Below are 21,088 nucleotides of genomic sequence, written 5' to 3'. Positions count from 1 at the left end.
GCCCGCGTCGAGCCGATCAGTGCTGTCGAGTCGGGGCTGCCGAGTCCGGGCTGCCGAGTCGGGGCCGTCGAGTCGGGGCCGTCGAGTCGGGGCCGTCGAGCGAGGGCCTTCAAGTCAGGACCCAGACGTTCAGCGCACTCGGGTCAGCACCTCCGGTCTCAGCACATCCGCCTGCAGCGCCCCTGGGTCAGTGCACGGCCGAACCCGCCGCCACGAAGCCGCGGCCAGCGTCGTCGAGCAGCGACACCTGGGCCGCGCCGACGTCGAAGTACATGCCGGTGAGCCGCAACTCCCCCGCGGCCAGCGCGGCGGCCACGACCGGAACCGCACGCAGGTGCTCCAGCTGCTGCACCACGTTGTGCAGGGCCAGCCGGTCGCATTCGGCGGCCGGACGGTGGCCGTCGAGCAGCAGCGCCGGTTCGGTCGCGCGGCGGCGCAGCGTCGCGTCGCCGTGGCGCAGCCAGCTGCCGAGGCTGTCCAGGTTGTCGAGGCCCTCGGGCACCTGGCCGAGCAGCGCCTTCATGGCGCCGCAGGACGAATGGCCGCACACCACGATCTCGGGCACCTTCAGCACACCCACGGCGTATTCGATCGCCGCGCCGACGGACGAGTCGCCGCTTGTCGGCACGAGGTTGCCGATGTTGCGCACGGCGAACAGGTCACCGGGCCCCGACGTGGTGATCAGGTTCGGCACGATCCGCGAATCGCCGCAAGTGATGAAGAGCGTGTGCGGCTGCTGGCCGTGCGCGAGGTCGCTCAGGGTCTCGCGCAGCAGTGGCGCGGTGCGGCGCTGGAACTCCGAAGCGCCGCGCGACAGCGGAGAGATGCCGTGGCGCTGGCCGGGGATCGTCACGTGCTCGGCCTGCCACTGCGACCACGGCGCGAGCCACCGGGGCAGCACGCGCGCGGCGAGGCTGCGCCGCACGGTCGGCTCACCCGAGCTGCCGCGGCCGTACCAGGGGTGCCCGATCTCGTCGACGGTCACCGTGCCGCCGGCCTTCACGTACGCCTGCTGCCAGCCGCGCAGGCAGTCGAACGCCGCGTGGTCGAGGTAGTCCACGAGCAGTTCGAGCGTCACGTCGGCGCGCTCGGGCACGCCGGCGAGCACCTTCGTGAGGCGGGGCACGGAAAGGAACGTGAGCGCGCCCTCGATCACCACGCGAGTGCGGTCCTCGCCGGCCTCCACGTGCACGCCGGAGTGCACCATGCGGCGCAGCATGAAGGCGAGCGCCAGCAGCACCCCGGCCGCGACGCCGGTCAGCAGGTTCACGAACACCGCGCCGACGAGCGTCACCGCGTACACCGCGAGATCACCGTGGCGCAGCACTTCCTTGAGCGCCGGGAGGTTCACGAGCTTCGCGCCCACGTACACGAGCAGGCCGGCCAGCGCCGCGAGCGGCAGGTAGCGCAGCACGCCGGTGAGCAGCAGGCAGAACCCGAGGATCCACACCGAGTGCAGCAGGGCCGAAGCCCGCGTCTTCGCGCCGGCCTCGAAGTTGGTCATGGTCCGCACGATCACGCCGGTCACGGGCAGGCCGCCGAGCGCGCCGGAGGCGAGGTTGCCGGCGCCCTGGCCGATCAGCTCGCGGTTGAGGTCGGTGCGGCGCCCGCCGCGCAGCTTGTCGATCGACACCGCCGACAGCAGGCTTTCGAGGCTCGCGATGAGGGCGACCGTGACGGCCGCGAACGCCACGCCGCCCCAGCCGCCGGAGGGCAGTTGCGGCACGAAGCCGAACGAGGGCAGCGCGCCCGGCAGGTCCACGCGCGGCAGCGTCATCCCGGCGGCCACGGACACGCCGGTCGCGACCGTGACAGCGGCCAGCGGTCCCGGCACCTTCCGCACGGCCGCGGGCATCTTCGGCCACAGCACGAGGATCGCGATGGTGAGCACACCGATCAGCACGGCTTCGTCGTGGTGGCCGACGATCTGGCCGGGCAGCGCCACGAGGTTCGCGATCGCCGAGCCTTGGGCCCGGCCGCCGAGCACCACGTGCAATTGGCCCAGCACGATCGTCACGCCGATGCCGGCCAGCAGGCCGTGGACGATCGCCGGGGAGATGGCCAGCGCGGCGCGCGCGACGCGCAGGAGGCCGAAGAGGATCTGCAGCAGGCCGGCGCCGACGGTCACGGCGCAGGTGACGGCCCAGCCGTAGGTGGCGATGGTGTCGGCGAGCACCACGGTCAGGGCCGCGGACGGCCCGCTGACCTGCAGGGCCGACCCGCCGAGCAGGCTCGCGACCAGACCGCCGACGACGGCGGAGACGAGGCCCGCGAGCAGGGGCGCGCCCACTGCGAGGGCGACACCGAGGGAAAGCGGCACGGCGACGAGGAACACGACCAGCGAGGCCGGCACGTCGTGGCGCAGGATGTTCTGAAGGGTCCGGTGAGTTGAGGTGCGGCGCGACGGCGGTCCGGTGTCGTGCTCTCCGCGAACGATCTCGATCATGGCGTCAGGAAAGCGGAAAACACGCGAAAAGTCCGCTACGTGAACCGGCTTCGGGTTCGCTTGTGAACCGGAGAACTAGGACGTTTACGGCATAACGCCCCAAACAGTCAGAAGGTCACGCAGCCGCCCAGACCTGATCGCGGGGAAACCCTGAACTTTCGACGACCTTGCGTGACGCACCGTATACGGGCCGTGTCTTATGGCCGCGGTCACACTCGGCCGGGTGAATTCAGGCTTTTTCGGCCGCCGCGAGCATCGCGGAGGTGATCACGGCCAGATCCGCGTCGCCGGTCACGTACGGCGGCATCGCGTACACGAGGTCGCGGAACGGCCGTAGCCACGCGCCTTCGGCCGTCACCACGTCCGTGGCCACGCCGAGGTCCACCTCGTGGTCGAGCTGCAGCACCCCGATCGCGCCGAGCACCCGCACGTCGCGCACGTGCGGCAGGTCCCACGCGGGCGCCAGTCCGCGCCGCAGCCCGGCTTCCAACCGCGCCACGTCGGCCTGCCACCCGCCCGAGGAGAGCAGGCCCAGCGACGCGTTGGCGACGGCCGAGGCGAGCGGGTTGCCCATGAAGGTGGGGCCGTGGGCGAGCACCGGCAGGTCGCCGCGCGCGATGCCGTCGGCGATCTCGGGCGTGCACAGGGCCGCGGCCATCGTGAGGTAGCCGCCGGTGAGCGCCTTGCCCAGGCACAGGACGTCGGGCGTGACGCCGGCGTGCTCCGCGGCGAACATCCGGCCCGTGCGGCCGAACCCGGTGGCGATCTCGTCGAACACGAGCAGCACGTCGTGCTCACGGGTGAGCTCGCGCAGCGCGCGCAGGTAACCGGGATTGTGGAAGCGCATGCCGCCGGCACCCTGCACCACCGGTTCCACGATCACCGCGGCCAGTTCGTGGGCGTGCTTTTCCAGCGCCGCGGCCAACGTGTCCACATAGGACTGGTCGACCGGCGCGTCGAAGCCGGCCGGTGGTTCCGGCACGAACACCTGCTCCGGCAGCACCCCGCGCCAGAGCGAGTGCATGCCGCCGTCGGGGTCGCACACGCTCATCGGCGTGAACGTGTCGCCGTGGTAGCCGCCGCGCCACGTGAGCAGCCGCCGCTTCTCCGGCAACCCGCGCGAACGCTGGTACTGCAGGCACATCTTCACGGAGACCTCGACCGAGACCGAGCCCGAATCGCACAGGAACACGTGCTCGAGGCCGTCGGGGGTCAAATCCACCAGGGTCTTGGCGAGCGTGATCGCCGGTTCGTGGGTGAGGCCGCCGAACATCACGTGACTCATCCGCCCGGCCTGCTCGGCCAGCGCCGCGTCGAGCACCGGGTGCCGGTAGCCGTGCACGGCCGCCCACCACGAGGACATGCCGTCGACGAGCTCACGGCCGTCCGCGAGGGTGAGCCGCACCCCGCTCGCCTCGGTCACGAGCAGTGGCGCGACCCGCCCCGGCATCGGCGCGTACGGGTGCCACACGTGTGCGGCGTCGAGGGCGAGCAGGTGGTCGGCGCTGGAGTCCACGCGCCGACCCTACGTGCCCCCGTGCTCAGCGAAGCAGCACGGGCAGCGCCAGGAGGCCGTGGATCAGCGGGCTGTTGCGGTAGACCAGGTCCTCCTCCGGCCCGGCCAGGCTCAGCCGGGGGAACCGCGCCAGCAGCCCGCCGAGCGCGATCTCCGCTTCCATCCGCGCCAGCGGAGCGCCCACGCAGTAGTGGATGCCGTAGCCGAAGGCGACGTGGCCACCGGCCGCGCGAGTCACGTCGAGCTCCGCCGGGTCGGGGAACCGCCCCTCGTCGCGGTTGGCGGCGAGCAGGGACACCTGCACGAACTCGCCCGCGGGAATCGTCTGCGCACCGACCTCGACGTCGTCGATCGTGTAGCGCAACGTCGCGATGTTGATCGGCCCGTCGAACCGCAGGAACTCCTCCACCGCGCCGGGCATCAGCGACGGGTCGGCCACCAGCTTCGCGCGCTGCTCAGGTGCCCGGAGCAACGCGAGCGTCGCGTTGCCGATCAGGTTCACGGTGGTCTCGTGGCCCGCGACGAGCAGCAGGAAAGCCATCGACACGAGCTCGTCCTCGCTCAGCGAATCGCCTTCGTCGGTGGCGTGCACCAGCCCCGAGAGCAGGTCTTCGCCGGGCTCGGCCCGCTTCTGCGCGACCAGCGCCACGAGGTACTGGTGCATCGCGAGCACCGCGGCCTGCACGTCCTCGAGCGCGCCGGCGCCCAGCATCGTGGCGGACCAGCCGGAGAACTCGCCCCGGTCCTGCTCGCGCACGCCGAGCAGCTCGCAGATCACCGTGATCGGTACCGGCCCGGCGAACGCGGCCATCAGGTCCACCTGCTCGTGCTCGGCCATCGCGTCGAGCAGCTCGGTGGTGATCTGCTCGATGCGTGGGCGAAGGCCGGCGATCGCGCCAGGCGTGAACGCCTTGTTCACGAGCTTGCGCAGCCGCGTGTGGTCCGGCGGGTCGGTGTTGAGCATGTGGGCGCCGAGCAGCTGGCCGAAGCTGGCGTTGACGTTCTCCGGCCCGACCTTCTTCGCCATCAGCTCGTACGCGCCGCGGTTGTCCTTGCTCAGCCGCGGGTCCGCGAGCAGCGCCCGCGCGTTCTCGTACCCGGTCACGAGGTAGGACGGGGTACCGCGCGGCATGCGGATCGGGCACACGGCGCCGTGGCCGCGCAGGTCCTGCAAGGTTTCGTGCGTGTGCTGCATGAACTCGTCGTCGATCACGGGCATTTCGACGGACGCTTCTTCGGTTGCCACTGTGCCCCCAAGGTTTCGTGGTCCTCGCGGGAGTCAGTATGCCCACGGTCCGGTGTGCCGGGCGTGGTGCACGGGGCAGGATGGGGTCCGATGCGCTACCGACCCATCTCCCCCGAAGTCCTGGCCGCCGAGCTGGCCGAGCGCGTGGCGGCTCTGCCGCACCGGCGGCTGGCGATCGCCGTGGACGGCGCCGACGGCGCGACGGACACCGCCGGTCTCGCCGACGCGCTCGTGGATCCGTTGCGGCTGTCGGGTCGCGCCGCGGTGCGCGTGCCCGCGAGCGGGTTCCTGCGCCCGGCGTCGCTGCGGTTCGAGCACGGCAAGCGCAATCCCGACGCGCGCTACACCGACTGGCTCGACCTCGGCGCCCTGCGCCGCGAAGTACTCGACCCGCTCGGCGCCGACGGCTCCGGCGAGGTGCTGCCGGCCTTGTGGGACACCGAACGCGACCGCGCAACGCGCCTGGCCCGGGTGCCGGTGCCCGAGGGCGGAGTGGTGCTCGTCGACGGTGAGTTCCTGCTCGGCGCCGGGCTCGCGTTCGACCTCGTGGTGCACCTGTGGCTCTCGCCGGCCGCGCTGCGCCGCCGGCTGCCGGCCGACGACGCCTGGGCCCTGCCCGCCTACGAGCGCTACGAGTCGGAGGTCGACCCCAGCCTGCTCGCCGACGTGACGGTGCGCGTGGACGACCCGCGCCACCCCGCCGTGTACGAGCCCCAGCCGGACTGACCCGGCCGCGCTGAGTCGGACGGACTGACTCGGCCGGCCGGACTCGGGGCTAGCGCACGGCAGCGACGGGATCGCCGTCCAGCAGGCCGGACAGCCGCCGCGCCATCGTGTCCCAGCGCCAGTTCTCCGTGACCCACGCGCGGCCCGCCTCGCCCATCCGCCGCGCCCGCACGGGGTCGGCCAGCAGGGCTTCGAGGGTGTCGCGCAGCTGGGCCACGTCGCGGCCGTCCACGACGTGGCCGGTCACCTCGTCGAGCACCGCCTCGGGGGCGCCACCCGACGTACCGGCCACCACGGGCAGGCCGGTCGCCGAGGCTTCCAGGTAGACGATGCCCAGCGCCTCCACGTCGAGGCCCTTGCCGCGGGTCCGCGCGGGCATCGCGAACACGTCGCCGGCGTTGTAGTGCGCCGGCAGCTCCGACCACGGCACCGAGCCGGTGATCACCACGTTGCCGGCCACGTCGCACTCGTCCACGAGCTCGGTGAGCCGCTTGCGGTACGGGCCGCCGCCGACCAGCAGCAGCACCACGTCGGACACGCGTTTGCGCAGCTCCGGCAGGGTGCGGATGAGCATGTCCTGGCCCTTGCGCGGCACGAGCCGCGAAACGCACACGATCGTCGGCCGGTCGCCGAGGCCGTGGCGGGCGCGGATCTCCTCGCGCGCTCCCGCGTCGGGCGCGAACAGCGTGGTGTCGACCCCCGAGGGCAGCATCTCCAGGCCCGCCATCGGGCCGAACGCGGCGCCGAAGCGGCGGCGCGTGTACTTGCTGACGTAGGTGAGCACGTCGGCCGTGTCGCCGATGCGCCGCAGCGCCTGGCGCGAACCCGGCAGCATCGACCAGCCGACCTCGTGCCCGTGCGTGGACGCGACGACCCGGCGCGCGCCGGCCTGGCGCAGCGGGTGCCCGAGCAGCGCCAGCGGGGCGGCCGCGCCGAACCACACGGCCTCGCAGTCGCGGGCGCGCATGATCTGCTTCGCGCGCCGCAGCACGTCCGGCGTCGGCAGCATCAGCGACGTCGGGTGCCGCACGACCTCGAACGGCGCCTCGGCGTCGAACTCGACGTGCGAGCCGGTTTTGCCTTCCCACGACGGCGCGTAGACCACCAGGTCGTCGGCCGGGAGGCGCGTGGCCAGCGAGTTGAGGTAGTTCTGGATCCCGCCGGGCCGCGGCGGGAAGTCGTTGGTCACGAGCAGCGTCTTCGGCACACCGGCAGGTTACTGGCCGCCGCCGGGGCCGATCGGCCCGCCTCGTGGGCCCGGAAAGCGACCGGGAATCGGCGGAAACGGCGGAAATGACTGCGGGGCGGCACCGCGTGTGCGGTACCGCCCCGTGGTCAGGGAACTTTCGCTGCTCAGCTGCTGGGGCGGCGAGCGCCCACGTACTGGCTCTGCAGCGGCGAGATCTTCACGACGTCACCGGTGGTCGGCGCGTGCACCATCTTGCCTTCGCCGATGTACATGCCGACGTGCGAGACCGGGGTGTAGTAGAACACCAGGTCACCCGGCTGCAGCTGGCTGCGCGGGATCGGGGTGCCGAACGTCGACTGCTCCCGGCTCGAGCGCGGCAGCGTGAGGCCGGCCTGCTTGTAGGCCCACTGCATCAGGCCCGAGCAGTCGAACGTGCTCGGCCCGGTGGCGCCCCACACGTAGGCGTCGCCGAGGCGCGACAGGGCCGCGTTCACGGCGGCCTGGGCCGCGGGTCCCGGTGCCTTGATGTTGGCCGGGACGGCGCTGCCCTTGTCGCCGCGCAGGGCCTGATCCAGCGTGGACAGCTCGGGAGCCGTCTTCTCGAGCTGGTCGATCTGGTCCTGCAGCGTCTTCTGCTTGGTCTTGATGTCGTTCGTCAGCTTCGCCGCGGCGTCACGGGCGTCGGTCGCGCGCTTGGCGGCGTCGGCGGCCTTGTTCGTGGCGTCCTCGGCCTGCTTCACGGCACCGGACAGCGCGTCGAGCGCGGCGTCCTTCTGGGCCGCGATCTGGTCCAGCGCGGTCGAACGCTCAAGGAACTCCTGCGTGGAGGTGCCCGCGAGCAGTGCCGAGAGCTTGTTCATCTGCACGCCGCTGAGGAACGAGGCGCCGGCGAACTTGTCGACGTCGACGCGGTAGCGCTTCTCGTTGTCCTCGGCCTGCTGCGCGGACTTCTTCGCGGAGTCCACGTCGGCGTTGGCCTTGTCGAGGTCCTTCCCGCGGGCCGTGAGGTCGTCCTGGGCCTTGAGGAGGTCCTCGTTGGCCTTTTCGGCCTGCGAGGCGAGGTCGCGGTACTTCGCGAGGGCGTCCGAACCGGAGTCGGGCGGGGTCTGGAGGGCGGGGATGGGAGCTGCGATGGCCGTGGCCGAGGGCTGGGCGACGGTGACCATGGCGATCACCGAGGCTGCCGCGAGGGCACCTGACACCACGCGCTTGACTGGATGCGACTGCACGGTCGCGCGTGTCTCCTTTGCTGTCGGGCCGCCGTCGGAACCTCGTGACGCCGAAGAGGTCGGGGGCCCTCTTCCGCACGTCCACCCCACGCGTTCCGGCCGCGTTTCACTGCAACAGCCTCACGCGCGCGGTGTGGTTCCGGTCATGGCTCCCCGACAAAGCCTTTTCCGGCGGCGACCTCGTGTCGCCGTCTTGCCGACGGCTGCTGGCCACGAGGTCTCGGACAGGTTACGAAAAGACCGAGACCGCGTCCACCGGGCCCCACGCAAAAACTCTGCGTAGTTCGCCGAAACACCATCGGACCAGCGGGGGAGGCAGAGTGTGACGGCGGTCATACTCTGTGGTGTCAGAATGGCGTGAAATCGCTACCGACCGTTCACCCGATCAGATCGACCACTCATCGCGCACTTGCCCCACGCGTGTCACCCACAAGTGTCACGCTGGCTTACGTTCGGGCTCCGAAACCAAGCGCAGCCGCGGCACCATCCCCGCTTCGGCCAGCGCGTCCACGGCTCGCCGTTCGTCCGCGTCCCACGCCAGGGCGACCGGCGGGCCGAGCAGCACACTGACCACGCAGTCGTGACACGCGTCGCCCCGCACGGCGCAGCGATCGCAGTCGACCACCAGCGTGTCGAGGTCGATCTCGACGTCGAGCCGGTCCGGACCAGGGTGGTCCGGACCCGAGTGGTCGATACCGCCGTGGTTGACACCGGTGTGGTTCGGACCGCGGTGGTCCGCACCGGCCAGGTCTGTACCGGTGTGGTCCGCACCGGCGCCGTCGGGCGGGTGGTGGTTCGTGGTCCCGGTCACGAGAGGCTCCTCACGTCGTCGTGTTTCCTGGGACGCACGGTAGGAGCCACCACCGACAGTTTCCGGCGAACCGCCTCAGACGCGGCCCAGGCGGCTGACCAGCACCGCCGAGGCCACCGAGTGCGCGCCGGTCGCGCGGACCGAGTCCGCGACCGCCCGGTCGGACGTGGCGACGACCATCGGCCGGCCCTTCGGCTCGGCCGCCACGAGCGAGCGGATCACGTCGTCGGCGAGCACGCCGCGGTCGGAGAACAGCACGCGCACACCACGCGGCACCGACGCCGGCACGGACAGCACGCCGGCCCCGTCGAACACCACCGTGACCTCGGCGCTCGTGCGCGCGGCGAGCGCGGAGAGCTGGTGGACGAGCCGGTCGCGCTGGTCGGCCAGGGCGAGTTCGGGATAGCCGGTCTTGGTCACGTTGTAGCCGTCGACGATGAGGTGCACGCCGGCCAGCGCGAGGTAGCGGTCGAGCGCGCCGACGTCCTGCACGCGCCCGCCCGGGCCGAGACCCGAGGTGGCACCCCGCACCATGTCGGCGGGCCGCGCGCCGCGGTCGCTCAGCATCAGCTCGCGGCGCAGGCCGCTCACGGCGCCGTCGATCGTGTCCACGAGCAGCGCCAGGCGCACTTCGTCCGCTTCCCGGGCCTCACGCGCCGACTGACGGGCGATCTCGGCGTCGGCGACCGCCCGCTCCGCCCGCGTGCGCTCGGCGGCCACGCGGCGGCGCTCACGGTCGAGCTGTGCGGTGAGCGCCTCGATCTCCTCGGCCTTGGCCGTGCCGCCGCGGGCCACCTCGGCCCGGGCCGCTTCGGCGGCGTCGCGGGCCTGGCGCAGCTGCACGCCCTGCTCCCGCAGCCGGCGCAGGAGCTTCTCGACCTCGGCCTCGCGTTCGCCGCGGGCGGCGTCGACGGCGCCGCGTGCCAGCTCGAGCTCACCCCGTGCTTCGGCCAGCTCGGCCTCGAGTTTCTGGTTGCGCGCGAGCGCGGCGTCGCGTTCGGCCCGCAGCGCCGTCTCCTCCGCGTTCTTCGCCACGAGCCGCACGCGGCCGGCGGCGCCGGATTCCCCGAGCAGCACGGCGGCGGCCGCGCCGACGACGGAATCGGCGGCGTTGGGGTCGAGCGCGTCGGTGCGGTGCTCGCGCAGCCACTCGATCACGGCGGTGCGGAACTGCGCGGAATCGCCCAGCGCGGCCAGCAGCGCCGCGCCGCCGAGCTTCGCGCGCTTCGCGGGCGCGAACTTCGCGACGGGCCGCAGCTGCCGCGGCACGTCGGTGGGCGGCAGCTTCGCGACGGCGGTGGCCGCAAGCTCGGCGATGCGCTCGCGCACGGCTTCGGGCAGGCCCGTCCACGAAGCGGGCTCGGGCGCGGCTTCCGGCTGCGGCTCGACCTCAGGCGCGGTGGTGTCGGCGGTGTCAGCCGTGTGAGCCCGCGCCGGTACGGCCGAGGGCCCGACGGCCTCCTCGGGTGCGACCGGATCCACGGGCTGGGGGTGCATTGGTCCAGGGTAGGCCCCGGGGCCGGATCGCGCGCCGTTGGTGGCCCGACGGGGGAACCGCCTCAGGAGTCCCCTCGTCCCCACCCGTCACGCGGGCCGCGCGGCCCGGGATTGTCGGTGGGCCGTCCTAAAGTGCGCGATCATGGACACCCGACCGCGGCCCGGCCAGGCGCAGCTGGCCTTCGACGAGCTCGGCACCCCGTTGCGGGACACCACGTTCGTCGTGTTCGACCTCGAGACCACGGGCACGAAGCCGGGGCCCGACGCGATCACCGAGATCGGGGCTGTGAAGGTGCGTGCCGGTGAGGTGCTGGCCGAGTTCGCCACGCTGGTGAACCCGGGGTCGCCGATCCCGCCACAGGTGGTGGAGCTCACGGGCATCACGCAGGCCATGGTCTACGACGCGCCGCGGATCGAGCGGGTGCTGCCGGCGTTCCTCGAGTTCATCTCCGGCGCGGTGCTCGTGGCGCACAACTCGGGCTTCGACACCGGCTTCATGCGGGCCGCGTGCGAAGGTCACGGCTACGTCTGGCCCCGCGCCACGGTGATCTGCACGGTGAAGCTCGCCCGTCGCGTGATCCCGCGCGAGGAGGCCCGCAGCTACCGGTTGTCGAACCTGGCGATGCTGCTCGGCTCGCGCACCCGGCCCACGCACCGCGCCCTCGACGACGCCCGCGCGACCGTCGACGTGCTCCACGCCCTGCTGGAGCGGGTCGGCAACGTCGGGGTGCACACCGTCGAAGAGCTCGTGGACTACCTGCCCGAGGTCACCACCGCGCAGCGGCGCAAACGGCACCTGGCCGCCGACCTGCCCGCGCGGCCCGGTGTGTACCTCTTCCGCGGCCCGCGTGAGGAGGTCCTCTACGTCGGCACCGCGCGCGACCTCAAGCGGCGCGTGCGGCAGTACTTCACGGGGTCGGAGAGCCGCGGGCGCATCCGCGAGATGGTGGCGCTGGCCGAGCGCGTGGAGGCCATCGAATGCGCCCACTCCCTCGAGGCCGAGATCCGCGAGCTGCGGCTCATCGCGGCCCACCGGCCGATGTACAACCGGCGCTCGAAGAACCCGCACCACGCCTGGTGGATCGGGCTCACCGACGAGGCCTTCCCGCGGCTTTCGGTGGTGCGGCTGCCACGCGAGGGCACACTCGGCCCGTTCCGCAGCCAGGCCGACGCCCGCACGGCCGCCGACACGCTCGCGGGCGCCGCCGGCCTGCGCACCTGCACGATGCGCATCTCGGCCCGCGGCGGTTCGGCCACCCCGTGCGTGCTGGCCGAGCTGGGCCGCTGCGGCGCGCCGTGCGCCGGTCGCCAGAGCGTGGAGGACTACTCCCCCTCCGTCATCGCCGCCCGCGACCTCATCTCCGGCCACGACGGCGGCCCGCTGAGAGTCGCCGCGGACCAGCTCGACCGGCTCGCGGACGGCCGCCACTACGAGCAGGCCGCCCGCCACCGCGACGAGCTGGCCGACCTCGTGCGCGCCGTCGGCCGGTCCCACCGCCAGGCCGCGCTCGCCGCCGTCGCCGAGCTCATCGCCGCCCACCCGGACGGCAACGGCGGCTGGGAGCTGTCGGTGATCCGCCACGGCCGCCTGGCCTCGGCCGGTGTCGCCCGCCGCGGGGTGCCGCCGATGCCGGTGGTGGACCAGCTGGTCGCCGCCGCCGAAACCGTGCTGCCCGGCGAAGGGCCGCTGCGGGGCGCGTCGGGCGAAGAGATCACGGTGCTCCTGCGCTGGCTGGCCCGCCCGGGCGTGCGGCTCGTGCGCACCACGCGGCCCTGGGCCGAGCCCACCGCCGTCGCCGGCTGGCGCGGCTGGCTGGACCTCGCGGCCGGTGCGCGCACGCTGGAACGGGTGGCGGGGTGACGCGGGCTACGATCAGCGCTCGTCGGGTACCGCCAGGGAGTGGAGGAACGCTGTGATCACGGCGATCGTGCTGATCAACGTAGAGGCCGAGGAGATCCCGCAGGCCGCGCAGGCGATCGCGGACCTCGAGGGGGTCAACGAGGTCTACTCGTGCGCCGGGGACGTCGACCTGATCGCCACCGTGCGCGTGAAGGCCCACGAAGACCTGGCCGACCTCATCCCCGGCCGCATCGGCAAGGTGCCCGGTGTCCTCGACACCGTCACCCACATCGCGTTCCGCTCCTACTCCCGCGCCGACACGGACTCCGCGTTCGAGATCGGTGTCGAAGGCGCCTGAGCCCCTGCCCTGAGCCCCGGTCCTGAACCACGGGCCGGGAGTGCTCACGTAGCTCCGGACATCACGAAGAGGGCCCCTCCACCCACCGGGTGAAGGGGCCCTCTTCGTCGTTCACAACGCTCAGTGCTTGGTTCCGACCTCGTGCGGCTCGGACTCCGAGCTTTCCAGCTCCGCGTGTCCGTTGCCGTCGCCGTGCCCGTTGCCGTGCGACGCCCGCTCGAGAGCGGCCGACTCCTCCGGCGGGTCCGGCGTCCAGAGCGAGCCCGGGACGGCGTGCCCGGCGGTGCCGAGCTTGTTCATCTTCTTCGGCACCGGCGCGCCCTGGTACTCGAGCGCCACCGCGTGGCCGTGGCTGTCCACGCCGGCCAGCGGCTGGTGGACCTCGATGAACTCACCGTGGGGCAGGCGCTTGATGATGCCGGTCTCCACGCCGTGCTCCAGCACCTCGCGGTCGGCCCGCTGCAAGCCCAGGCAGATCCGGTAGGTGAGGTAGTAGGCGATGGGCGGCACGATCAGCACGCCGATGCGGCCGGCCCACGTGGTGGCGTTCAGCGAGATGTCGAACTGGTCGGCGATGATGTCGTTGAAGCCCGACAGCTCGATGACCAGGAAGAACCCGAGCGCCATCATGCCCAGCGCGGTGCGGACCGGTGCGTCGCGCGGACGCTGCAGCAGGTTGTGCGCCGCGTTGTCCTTCGACAGCTTCCGTTCCAGGAACGGGTAGGCCAGCAGCAGCCCGATCAGCACCGGCATGCCCACCGCGCCCGGGAAGAACACCGCGGGGATCGTGTAGTTCCCGAGGTAGACCTCCCACGCGGGCCAGATGCGCAGCATGCCGTCGGCCCAGGCCATGTAGAAGTCGGGTTGCGAGCCGGCCGACACCATCGACGGGTTGTACGGGCCGAAGTTCCACACCGGGTTGATCTGGAACAGGCCCGACATCAGCGCGATGACACCGATGACCAGGGTGAAGAACGCGCCGCCCTTGAGGGCGAAGTACGGCATGATCCGCACGCCGACGACGTTGGTCTCCTTGCGGCGCACGCCCGGGAACTGCGTGTGCTTCTGGTACCAGACCAGCGCCAGGTGCACCCCGACGAGCGCGAGCATGATGCCCGGGATCAGCAGGATGTGCAGCGTGTAGAGGCGCGGGATGATCTGGTCGCCGGGGAACTCGCCGCCGAACAGCGCCCAGTGGATCCAGGTGCCGATGACCGGCACGGAGAGCACGATGCCCGACAGGGTCGCGCGGATACCGGTACCGGACAGCAGGTCGTCCGGCAGCGAGTAACCGAAGAAGCCCTCGAACATGCCCAGGATCAGCAGCAGGCCACCGATGACCCAGTTGGCCTCACGCGGCTTGCGGAACGCGCCGGTGAAGAAGATCCGGAACATGTGGATCATCATCGACGCGACGAAGATCAGCGCGGCCCAGTGGTGCAGCTGGCGCACGAACAGGCCGCCGCGCACGTCGAACGAGATGTCCAGCGTGGTGCGGAACGCCTGCGACATCTCGACGCCCTGCAGGTTCTGGAAGCTCCCGTGGTAGGTCACTTCCTGCATGGAGGGGTCGAAGAACAGCGTCAGGTACACACCCGAGAGCAGGATGACGATGAAGCTGTACAGCGCGATCTCGCCCAGCAGGAACGACCAGTGCGTGGGGAAGACCTTGTTCATCTGGTGACGCAGGCCCTTGGCCAACTTGTAGCGCTGGTCCGCGTTGTCCGCGGCGTCGCCAAGCTGTTTCTCGAGCGCGCTCGTGCCCTTGGTGGGCGTGGTGAGTGAACTCATGACTTACGCTCCCAAAAGGCCGGACCGATGGCCTCGTTGAAGTCGCCCCGCGCAATCAAGTATCCCTCGGAGTCAACCGTGATCGGCAGCTGCGCGAGCGGCCGGGTCGCCGGGCCGAAGATGGGCTTGGCGTAGTGCAGGGCGTCGAACTGCGACTGGTGGCACGGGCAGAGGATGCGGTTCGTGCGCTGCTCGTACAGGGAGGTCGGGCAGCCGACGTGGCTGCAGATCTTCGTGTACGCGTAGTAGTCGCCGAAGTTGTAGTCCTCCTGGCCCTTCCGCTTCACCACGCGCGCGGCGTCGGTGGGGCGCAGCCGGATGAGCATCACGGGGTTGTCGACGCGGGTCAGCGCGGCGGCCAGCGCCTCGCGGTCACCCGCCTCCGACTTGCGGTACGGGAACACCGTTTCCATGCCGCCGGCGTCGAGGTCCTCGGCCTTCAGGAGCGTGACGCCGTTCTTCACGTCGTCGTCGAGGCTGCCGGTGTTGGCGCGCAGGTACACGACCTCGCCCGGGTGCTGCGGCTGCCAGCCGGTGTGCCACAGCGAGTTCTCGTTGTCGGTGTCCTTCCACGGGTCCTTGATGAAGGACGCGAGGGGAAGAGCGGCGACCGCGAGGCCGAGGACACCGGCGCTCGCGCCGGCAGTGCGCTTGATCAGCGACCGGCGGGCGATGGTGCTACGGCTGCCGGCGTCGGCCAGGTGCGCGAGGATCGTGGCGCGGTCGACCTCGGCCGACGGGCCGTCGCTGCGCTGCTGCACGGCGTTCTCCTGCGGCACGAACTTCTTCGTGTACAGGATCACGCCGATGCCGAGCCCGAGCACCGCGACGCCGAGCGTGACGCCCAGCGCGGGGGTGTAGAGGCTGTAGGTGGCGTGCCCGCTGACGTCACTGGGGTCCTTGTACTCCCACCAGTGCGGCCACGCGATGACCACGACGAACGCCAGACCGGCGAGCGCGGACAACGCGAACCAGAACGCCACGAACCGCTGGGCGCGGCGCTCGGCGCGGGTGTCCTTGACCGGCCACGGTTCCGGGTAGTCGACGATCTCGACGCCGTCCAGCTGACCGCCCAGCTTCAGGAGCTGATCGCGGTCCATCTCGGCCAGTTCCGCCTCCGAGGGCGGCTGGGGCCCTTCGGCACTCATGCCTTCGATCCAATCCACAGTGTGATGCCCACGAGCGCGGCAATTCCGACGACGAAAGCGATGAGGCCTTCGGAAGCGGGACCGAACCCGCCGAGGCCGTTACCACCCGGGTTGTTGTTGCCGTCCGACACCGACTTTACATAAGCGATGATGTCTTTCTTCTCCTCCGGGTTGAGCTGCCGGTCGGAGAATTTCGGCATGTTCTGCGGGCCCGTGAGCATCGCGTCGTAAATCTGTTCCTCGGTGGCCGGGTCGAGGTTCGGCGCGTACTTACCCGCCGAGAGAGCGCCACCACGGCCGGTGAAGTTGTGGCACGACGCGCAGTTGAGGCGGAACAGCTCGCCACCGCGGGCCGGGTCGCTGCCGCGCAGCGCGGCACCGGTTTCGTCGGGGCGCTGCGCGCCGCCGCCGTGCGCCTGCACGAACGCGCCGACGGCGTCGATCTCGCTCGGGGTGAGCTTCGGCGGCTTGCGCTCGGCCTGCGCTTCCTGCCGCGCGGCCGGCATGCGGCCGGACGAGGTCTGGAAGTACACGGCCGCGTCACCGACGCCGATGAGGCTCGGACCGCGGTCCTGCACGCCCTCGAGGTTCTTGCCGTGGCACTCGATGCAGGTGTTGTTGTAAACCTGCTCGCCCTGCCGCAGCAGAGCCGGATCGCCCTGGGCCTGCGCGGTCTGGGGCTCGGGCGCGAACACGGCGTACAGGGCGCCGGCTCCCACCAGCGCGACACCGAGTGCGAGCACGCCGGCGAAACGCCGGCGCAGCTTCGAACGCGCGCGGAACCGGCGCTCCGGGGACTTCTTGCTGGTGGTCATCTTGCGGCAACCCTTGCTGTCAGTTCAGGCCGATGGTGGTGGCGGCGGGGCGGGATCAGGGGAGGATGTAGATCACCGCGAAGAGACCCACCCACACGATGTCGACGAAGTGCCAGTAGTACGACACGACGATCGCCGAGGTGGCCTGGGCGGGCGTGAACTTGCTGAGCTTGGTGCGGATCAGCAGGTACACGAACGCGACGAGCCCGCCGATCACGTGCAGGCCGTGGAAACCGGTGGCGAGGAAGAACACCGTGCCGAACGGGCCCGACGGGATCGTGAGCCCCTCGTTGACCAGGTTGTGGTACTCGTTCGCCTGCCCGGCGACGAAGATCGCACCCATGATCAACGTGACGATGTACCAGCGCCGGAGCCCGTAGACATCCCCGCGCTCCGCGGCGAACACACCGAACTGGCACGTCAGCGAGGACAGCACCAGGATCACCGTGAACGGGATCGCGTAGGGGATGTTGAGGTGGAACTCCTCGCCGTGCAGCGGAGGGGGCCACGCCGCGCCGGCCGGGTTCTGCGCCTTGACGGTGAAGAACATGGCGAACAATCCGGCGAAGAACATCAGTTCGCTGGACAGCCACACGACTGTGCCGACGCTGACCATGTTCGGCCGGTTCAGCGAGTGGACTCGCTGGCTGATGGTGGGAGCTGCCGTTGTCACGGATCGCATTATGTCCTCCCGCGCGGGCACCCCGCCCTTCGGGTCCACGGCGGGTCGTGGGAGCTTCGCATCACACCCGAACCCGGCACAGGCAGGAGCTACTCGTGAGTTTGCTCGGTCGGCTCCGTGACCTGGCCCGAAAGCGCGAAAGTCCCGGTCTGACGCCTGATGCGCCCGGTTTGGTGATCGTCGCGGAGGCCTTCGACCCCGTCGTGGCGGACTCGGCCGTGCTCGCGAATTCACCCGCCTGGGTAGCGGCGGCGCCGGCGGTGCTCGTGCACCACCTGAGCCTGCCGGCCGATCGGGTGGCCGAGGCGGCGGCGATCCTGGCCCAGGACGGCTGGGAACTGCGCGAGCAGGGCCCCGACGGCGACCGCGTGCTGGTCCACGCCCTGCGGGTGCAGGTGCTCGACGCCCTGCACTGCGCCCAGGAACGCTCCCGCATGGCCGGTCTGGCGCAGCGCCTCGGCGGCGACGCGCTCGGCTGGGACGCGCGGCAACCGGGTGAGTCGCCGACCGCGTCCGCGTGAGATGCATCTCGGCCGATACGATCGCCGGGTTCCACCCGTGACGAGACGGAGGCGTGCTCAATGGGCGAGCAGACGAAGCGGATCCTGGTGTTCAGCCACAAGGCCGAGGTCCGCGACGCGATCATCAACGCCGTCGGCCGGCGGCCCGCCGCCGACCTGGGCCGCGTGGAGTACGTGGAGGCGGCCGGGATCGCCGACGTGCTGTCCGAGGTGGACGCCGGCGCCGTCGACCTCGCGATCCTCGACGGGGAGGCCCAGCCCACCGGCGGCATCGGCCTGACCCGCCAGCTCAAGAACGAGATCACCGACTGCCCGCCGATCGTGGTCTCCGTGCGGCGCAAGGACGACCGCTGGCTCGCCACCTGGTCGCAGGCCGACGCCGTGCTGGTGCACCCGCTCGACCCGCTGACCGCGGCGGAAACCGTCGCCGGCGTGCTGCGCGCCGGGCGCGTGCCCGCCGTCAACGGCTGAGCCCGGGATGGGCACCACCCCGGTCCCCCACACGTGGCCCGCGCTGCTCACGCAGCTGATCGAGCGCTCCGACCTGTCCGCCGACGACACGGCCTGGGCCATGGACCAGATCATGTCCGGGGCGGCCTCGCAGGCGCAGATCGCCGGGTTCGCGATCGCGTTGCGCGCCAAGGGCGAAACGCCCGCGGAGATCTCCGGCATGGCCGAGGCGATGCTGGCGCACGCGCGCCGCATCGAGCTGACCTCGCCCGCCGTCGACATCGTCGGCACGGGCGGCGACCGGTCCAACTCGGTCAACATCTCCACGATGGCGACGATCGTCACAGCGGCGGCCGGCGCACCGGTGGCCAAACACGGCAACCGCAGCGCTTCGTCGAAATCGGGCGCGGCCGACGTGCTCGAGACGCTCGGCGTGGCCATCGACCTGCCGCCCGAGGCCGTGCACCGGTCGCTCGAGGAGATCGGCATCGGGTTCTGCTTCGCGCCCGCGTTCCACCCCGCGTTCCGCCACACCGGCCCGCCGCGGCGTGAGCTGGGCGTGCCGACCACGTTCAACCTGCTCGGGCCGCTCACCAACCCGGCGCAGCCGCGCAGCGCGCTGATCGGCTGCGCCTACGCGGACAAGACCCGCGTGCTGGCTGAAGTGTTCGCCCAGCGCGGGTTCTCCGTGCTCGTGGCCCGCGGCGACGACGGCCTCGACGAGATCACCACCACCACGACCACGTCGGTCTGGGTGGTCTCCGGCGGAACCGTGACCGAACGCAGCTTCGACCCCAGCGCGCTGGGCATCCCGCGTGCCACCGCCGAGGACCTGCGCGGTGGTGACGCGACCGCCAACGCCGAAGTGGTGCGCCGGCTCGTGGCCGGCGAGCTCGGCCCGGTGCGCGACGCGGTGGTGCTCAACGCGGCGGCCGCGCTCGCCGCGTTCCGGGGCTTCTCGGAGTCCCTCGAGGACGATCTGGCCGTGGGTCTGGAGCAGGCCAACCAAGCCATCGACTCGGGCGCCGCGGCCGCGGTGCTCGACCGGTGGGTGAAGTTCTCGGCGGGCTCCCGCTGACGGGTTTTTCACCGAAGCCGTTTCTCGCGCGAAAGGCCGCACCGGAGGTTTCGGTGCGGCCTTCGTCGATTCGGGGCTCAGCAGCCCTGGGGCCGTTCGGATCCACCGCGTCGGCCGTGGATCCTCCGGGAGCGTCCAGGCGGCTCAGGAGCGCGGCTGAGGGGGCGCGGCACGGGTTTTTCACCGGCCCGCTCCACTCCGGACGCCCGACCGGCCACGGTGGACACCCCAGGCCCGCCGAACCGCCTCGAAAAGCCCCGGAAACGCCGACAGCCGCGCCGGAACACCGGCGCGGCTGTCGGAGAGCCAGGGCTTTGGAGAGCCCCGGCGGACGTCACTCGTGGTTCGGGCCCGTGTGGTACTCGAACACCAGCCCACCGATGGCGATGAGCAGGGCGACGAGCGCCATGACCAGCAGCCAGATGTGGAAGAACGCGAGCGCGAGACCGCCCAGCGCGGCCGAGGCCGCCATGGCGATCGGCCAGTAGCTGCCCGGGCTGAAGAAGCCCAGCTCGCCGGCGCCGTCGCTGATCTCGGCGTCTTCGCGGTCCTCGGGGCGCGGTTCGATCCGGCGGGACACGAACTGCATGTAGCTGCCCGCGAGGAACGCGAGGCCACCGGTCAGGAAGAGCGAGACGATGCCGACGGGCTCGGCCTTCTGGTCGGTCGCGTAGAGGGCGGTCATGACCCAGTAGATGACGGCCATGACAACGGCGAACGCCGCCACCATGTAGAAAATCCGGGCTTCGACCTTCATGGGACTTTCTCCCCTACTCCTCTGGTTCGCCGGAACCGGTCAGTTGGACGCGGTGCGCGCGGTGCGGTCGGTGTTGAACGGCTGCGTGGTCACCGCGTGCGGGGTGCACAGCTCGCCGCAGTTCATCGCCGTCAGCGCTTCGGAAGCCGTGTTCGGCAGGCCCGTCTTCGGGTTCGTTTCCGTGCGCAGCTTGATGTACTGGTCGTACTTGTCCGGCGAGAGCGCGCGGACCTCGAAGTTCATCACCGAGTGGTACGTGCCGCACAGTTCCGCGCACCGGCCGACGAAGGAGCCTTCGCGGTCGATCGAGTTCTGGAACGAGCTGTCCTGGTTGTTCTTCTCGGGGTCCGGGAAGACGTCGCGCTTGAAGTGGAACTCCGGGACCCAGAACGAGTGGATGACGTCGGTGGACCGCAGGCGGTACTCGATCGTCTTGTTCGTGGGGAGCACCAGCAGCGGGATCTCGCCGGAGGAACCGACGGTGCTGACCTGGGTGCCGTCCGGGCGCTTCGCGTTGGCGTCGTCGTACTTGAACTCCCAGTTCCACTGGAAGCCGATGACGTCGACCACCACGTCCGGGTTGGGCTTCTTGTCCAGGACGTCGCTCTCGGTCGTCGCCGTGAAGAAGAACAGCACGCAGACCATGATCGTCGGCACGACGACCGTGAAGATCTCGAGCGGGATGTTGTACTGGAACTGACGCGGGAGGTCCTCGGGACCCTCGACCGCGGAGTTCTTCTTCTTGCGGTGGAACGTCGCGGTCCAGAAGATCAGGGCCCACACGATGACACCGACGGCGAGCGCCGCGATGACCGTCCACGTCCAGAGGTTCCGCATCTCGTCCGCCTGCGGAGTGACACCCACCGGCCAGCCGAAGCGGAGGATCTCGTCTCCGGAGCAGCCCGTCGCGGTCAGCGCCACCAGCGCGGCCAGCGCAGCGACGCGGCCGACTCGCTTACCCCTGTGGGTGCGCGCTGGTTTTCCCACT

At 71.2% G+C, this 21,088-nt stretch carries 19 protein-coding genes; 6 read left to right on the top strand and 13 right to left on the bottom strand.

Features of this window, described 5'->3' with window-relative positions; all coding sequences use genetic code 11:
* Positions 1-187 precede the first annotated feature (187 nt).
* The 3 genes from VSH64_RS00275 to VSH64_RS00265 form a co-directional block, all read right to left on the bottom strand.
* Complete coding sequence (locus VSH64_RS00275) at positions 188-2,446, bottom strand: bifunctional SulP family inorganic anion transporter/carbonic anhydrase (protein ID WP_326569529.1); 2,259 nt, start codon at positions 2,444-2,446, stop codon at positions 188-190.
* A gap of 229 nt (positions 2,447-2,675) precedes the next feature.
* Positions 2,676-3,962 carry an adenosylmethionine--8-amino-7-oxononanoate transaminase gene (locus VSH64_RS00270; RefSeq protein WP_326569528.1) on the bottom strand — a complete coding sequence of 429 codons (1,287 nt, stop codon included), beginning with the start codon at positions 3,960-3,962 and terminating at the stop codon, positions 2,676-2,678.
* A 25-nt stretch (positions 3,963-3,987) separates the two neighbouring features.
* On the bottom strand, positions 3,988-5,181 hold the full coding sequence (locus VSH64_RS00265) for a cytochrome P450 family protein (protein ID WP_407655619.1): 1,194 nt from the start codon (positions 5,179-5,181) through the stop codon (positions 3,988-3,990).
* A gap of 117 nt (positions 5,182-5,298) precedes the next feature.
* On the opposite strand from VSH64_RS00265, the gene VSH64_RS00260 reads away from it, so the two are divergent.
* Entirely contained in the window at positions 5,299-5,934 is a 636-nt protein-coding gene (locus VSH64_RS00260) for a nucleoside/nucleotide kinase family protein (RefSeq protein WP_326569527.1), read from the top strand.
* A gap of 49 nt (positions 5,935-5,983) precedes the next feature.
* Here the strand turns inward: VSH64_RS00260 and VSH64_RS00255 are convergent, their stop codons facing one another.
* The 4 genes from VSH64_RS00255 to VSH64_RS00240 form a co-directional block, all read right to left on the bottom strand.
* Complete coding sequence (locus tag VSH64_RS00255; RefSeq protein ID WP_326569526.1) at positions 5,984-7,141, bottom strand: glycosyltransferase family 4 protein; 1,158 nt, start codon at positions 7,139-7,141, stop codon at positions 5,984-5,986.
* A 146-nt stretch (positions 7,142-7,287) separates the two neighbouring features.
* Positions 7,288-8,352, bottom strand: a complete 1,065-nt coding sequence (locus tag VSH64_RS00250; protein WP_326569525.1) for an NlpC/P60 family protein — start codon at positions 8,350-8,352, stop codon at positions 7,288-7,290.
* Positions 8,353-8,788: 436 nt separating this feature from the next.
* A complete protein-coding gene (locus VSH64_RS00245; RefSeq protein WP_326837857.1) occupies positions 8,789-8,995 on the bottom strand; it encodes a hypothetical protein in 207 nt (68 codons plus the stop codon).
* A gap of 243 nt (positions 8,996-9,238) precedes the next feature.
* Positions 9,239-10,660 (bottom strand): NYN domain-containing protein, encoded by a 1,422-nt coding sequence (locus VSH64_RS00240; RefSeq protein ID WP_326569524.1) that lies wholly within the window; start codon positions 10,658-10,660, stop codon positions 9,239-9,241.
* Between the two features lie 142 nt (positions 10,661-10,802).
* Between VSH64_RS00240 and VSH64_RS00235 the strand changes: the two genes are divergently transcribed.
* On the top strand, positions 10,803-12,521 hold the full coding sequence (locus VSH64_RS00235) for a DEDD exonuclease domain-containing protein (RefSeq protein WP_326569523.1): 1,719 nt from the start codon (positions 10,803-10,805) through the stop codon (positions 12,519-12,521).
* A 52-nt stretch (positions 12,522-12,573) separates the two neighbouring features.
* The gene (locus VSH64_RS00230) at positions 12,574-12,858 is read left to right on the top strand and encodes an Lrp/AsnC family transcriptional regulator (RefSeq protein ID WP_326569522.1); all 285 of its coding nucleotides are present in this window, start codon (positions 12,574-12,576) and stop codon (positions 12,856-12,858) included.
* Between the two features lie 120 nt (positions 12,859-12,978).
* Here VSH64_RS00230 and qcrB read toward each other — a convergent pair whose 3' ends face one another.
* The 4 genes from qcrB to ctaE are packed head-to-tail and all read right to left on the bottom strand — an operon-like array spanning position 12,979 to position 17,294.
* Complete coding sequence (gene qcrB, locus VSH64_RS00225; RefSeq protein ID WP_326569521.1) at positions 12,979-14,649, bottom strand: cytochrome bc1 complex cytochrome b subunit; 1,671 nt, start codon at positions 14,647-14,649, stop codon at positions 12,979-12,981.
* Entirely contained in the window at positions 14,646-15,797 is a 1,152-nt protein-coding gene (gene qcrA / locus VSH64_RS00220) for a cytochrome bc1 complex Rieske iron-sulfur subunit (protein WP_326569520.1), read from the bottom strand. The genes qcrB and qcrA overlap by 4 nt, the downstream gene beginning before the upstream one ends.
* Positions 15,794-16,612 (bottom strand): cytochrome bc1 complex diheme cytochrome c subunit, encoded by an 819-nt coding sequence (gene qcrC, locus VSH64_RS00215; protein WP_326569519.1) that lies wholly within the window; start codon positions 16,610-16,612, stop codon positions 15,794-15,796. The genes qcrA and qcrC overlap by 4 nt, the downstream gene beginning before the upstream one ends.
* A 55-nt stretch (positions 16,613-16,667) precedes the next feature.
* Entirely contained in the window at positions 16,668-17,294 is a 627-nt protein-coding gene (ctaE, locus tag VSH64_RS00210) for an aa3-type cytochrome oxidase subunit III (RefSeq protein WP_326569518.1), read from the bottom strand.
* 95 nt (positions 17,295-17,389) lie between these two features.
* Here ctaE and VSH64_RS00205 point away from each other — a divergent pair, with 95 nt between their 5' ends.
* From VSH64_RS00205 to trpD, 3 genes are read left to right on the top strand one after another with little or no spacing between them, the layout of a single operon-like run.
* A complete protein-coding gene (locus tag VSH64_RS00205; RefSeq protein WP_326569517.1) occupies positions 17,390-17,815 on the top strand; it encodes a hypothetical protein in 426 nt (141 codons plus the stop codon).
* 60 nt (positions 17,816-17,875) lie between these two features.
* Positions 17,876-18,286 carry a hypothetical protein gene (locus tag VSH64_RS00200; protein WP_326569516.1) on the top strand — a complete coding sequence of 137 codons (411 nt, stop codon included), beginning with the start codon at positions 17,876-17,878 and terminating at the stop codon, positions 18,284-18,286.
* Positions 18,287-18,293: 7 nt separating this feature from the next.
* Positions 18,294-19,343: an anthranilate phosphoribosyltransferase gene (gene trpD, locus VSH64_RS00195; protein ID WP_326569515.1), complete on the top strand. Its 1,050-nt coding sequence runs from the start codon at positions 18,294-18,296 to the stop codon at positions 19,341-19,343.
* A gap of 334 nt (positions 19,344-19,677) precedes the next feature.
* Here the strand turns inward: trpD and VSH64_RS00190 are convergent, their stop codons facing one another.
* A complete protein-coding gene (locus tag VSH64_RS00190) occupies positions 19,678-20,100 on the bottom strand; it encodes a cytochrome c oxidase subunit 4 (RefSeq protein WP_326569514.1) in 423 nt (140 codons plus the stop codon).
* Positions 20,101-20,139: 39 nt separating this feature from the next.
* Complete coding sequence (gene ctaC / locus VSH64_RS00185; protein ID WP_326569513.1) at positions 20,140-21,087, bottom strand: aa3-type cytochrome oxidase subunit II; 948 nt, start codon at positions 21,085-21,087, stop codon at positions 20,140-20,142.
* Position 21,088 lies beyond the last annotated feature (1 nt).

Origin of the sequence: Amycolatopsis rhabdoformis (genome assembly GCF_035918295.1) — a bacterium.
Classification (GTDB): domain Bacteria; phylum Actinomycetota; class Actinomycetes; order Mycobacteriales; family Pseudonocardiaceae; genus Amycolatopsis; species Amycolatopsis rhabdoformis.
Note: the sequence above shows the minus strand (reverse complement) of the source record. Positions and strands in the feature narration are given on the sequence as shown.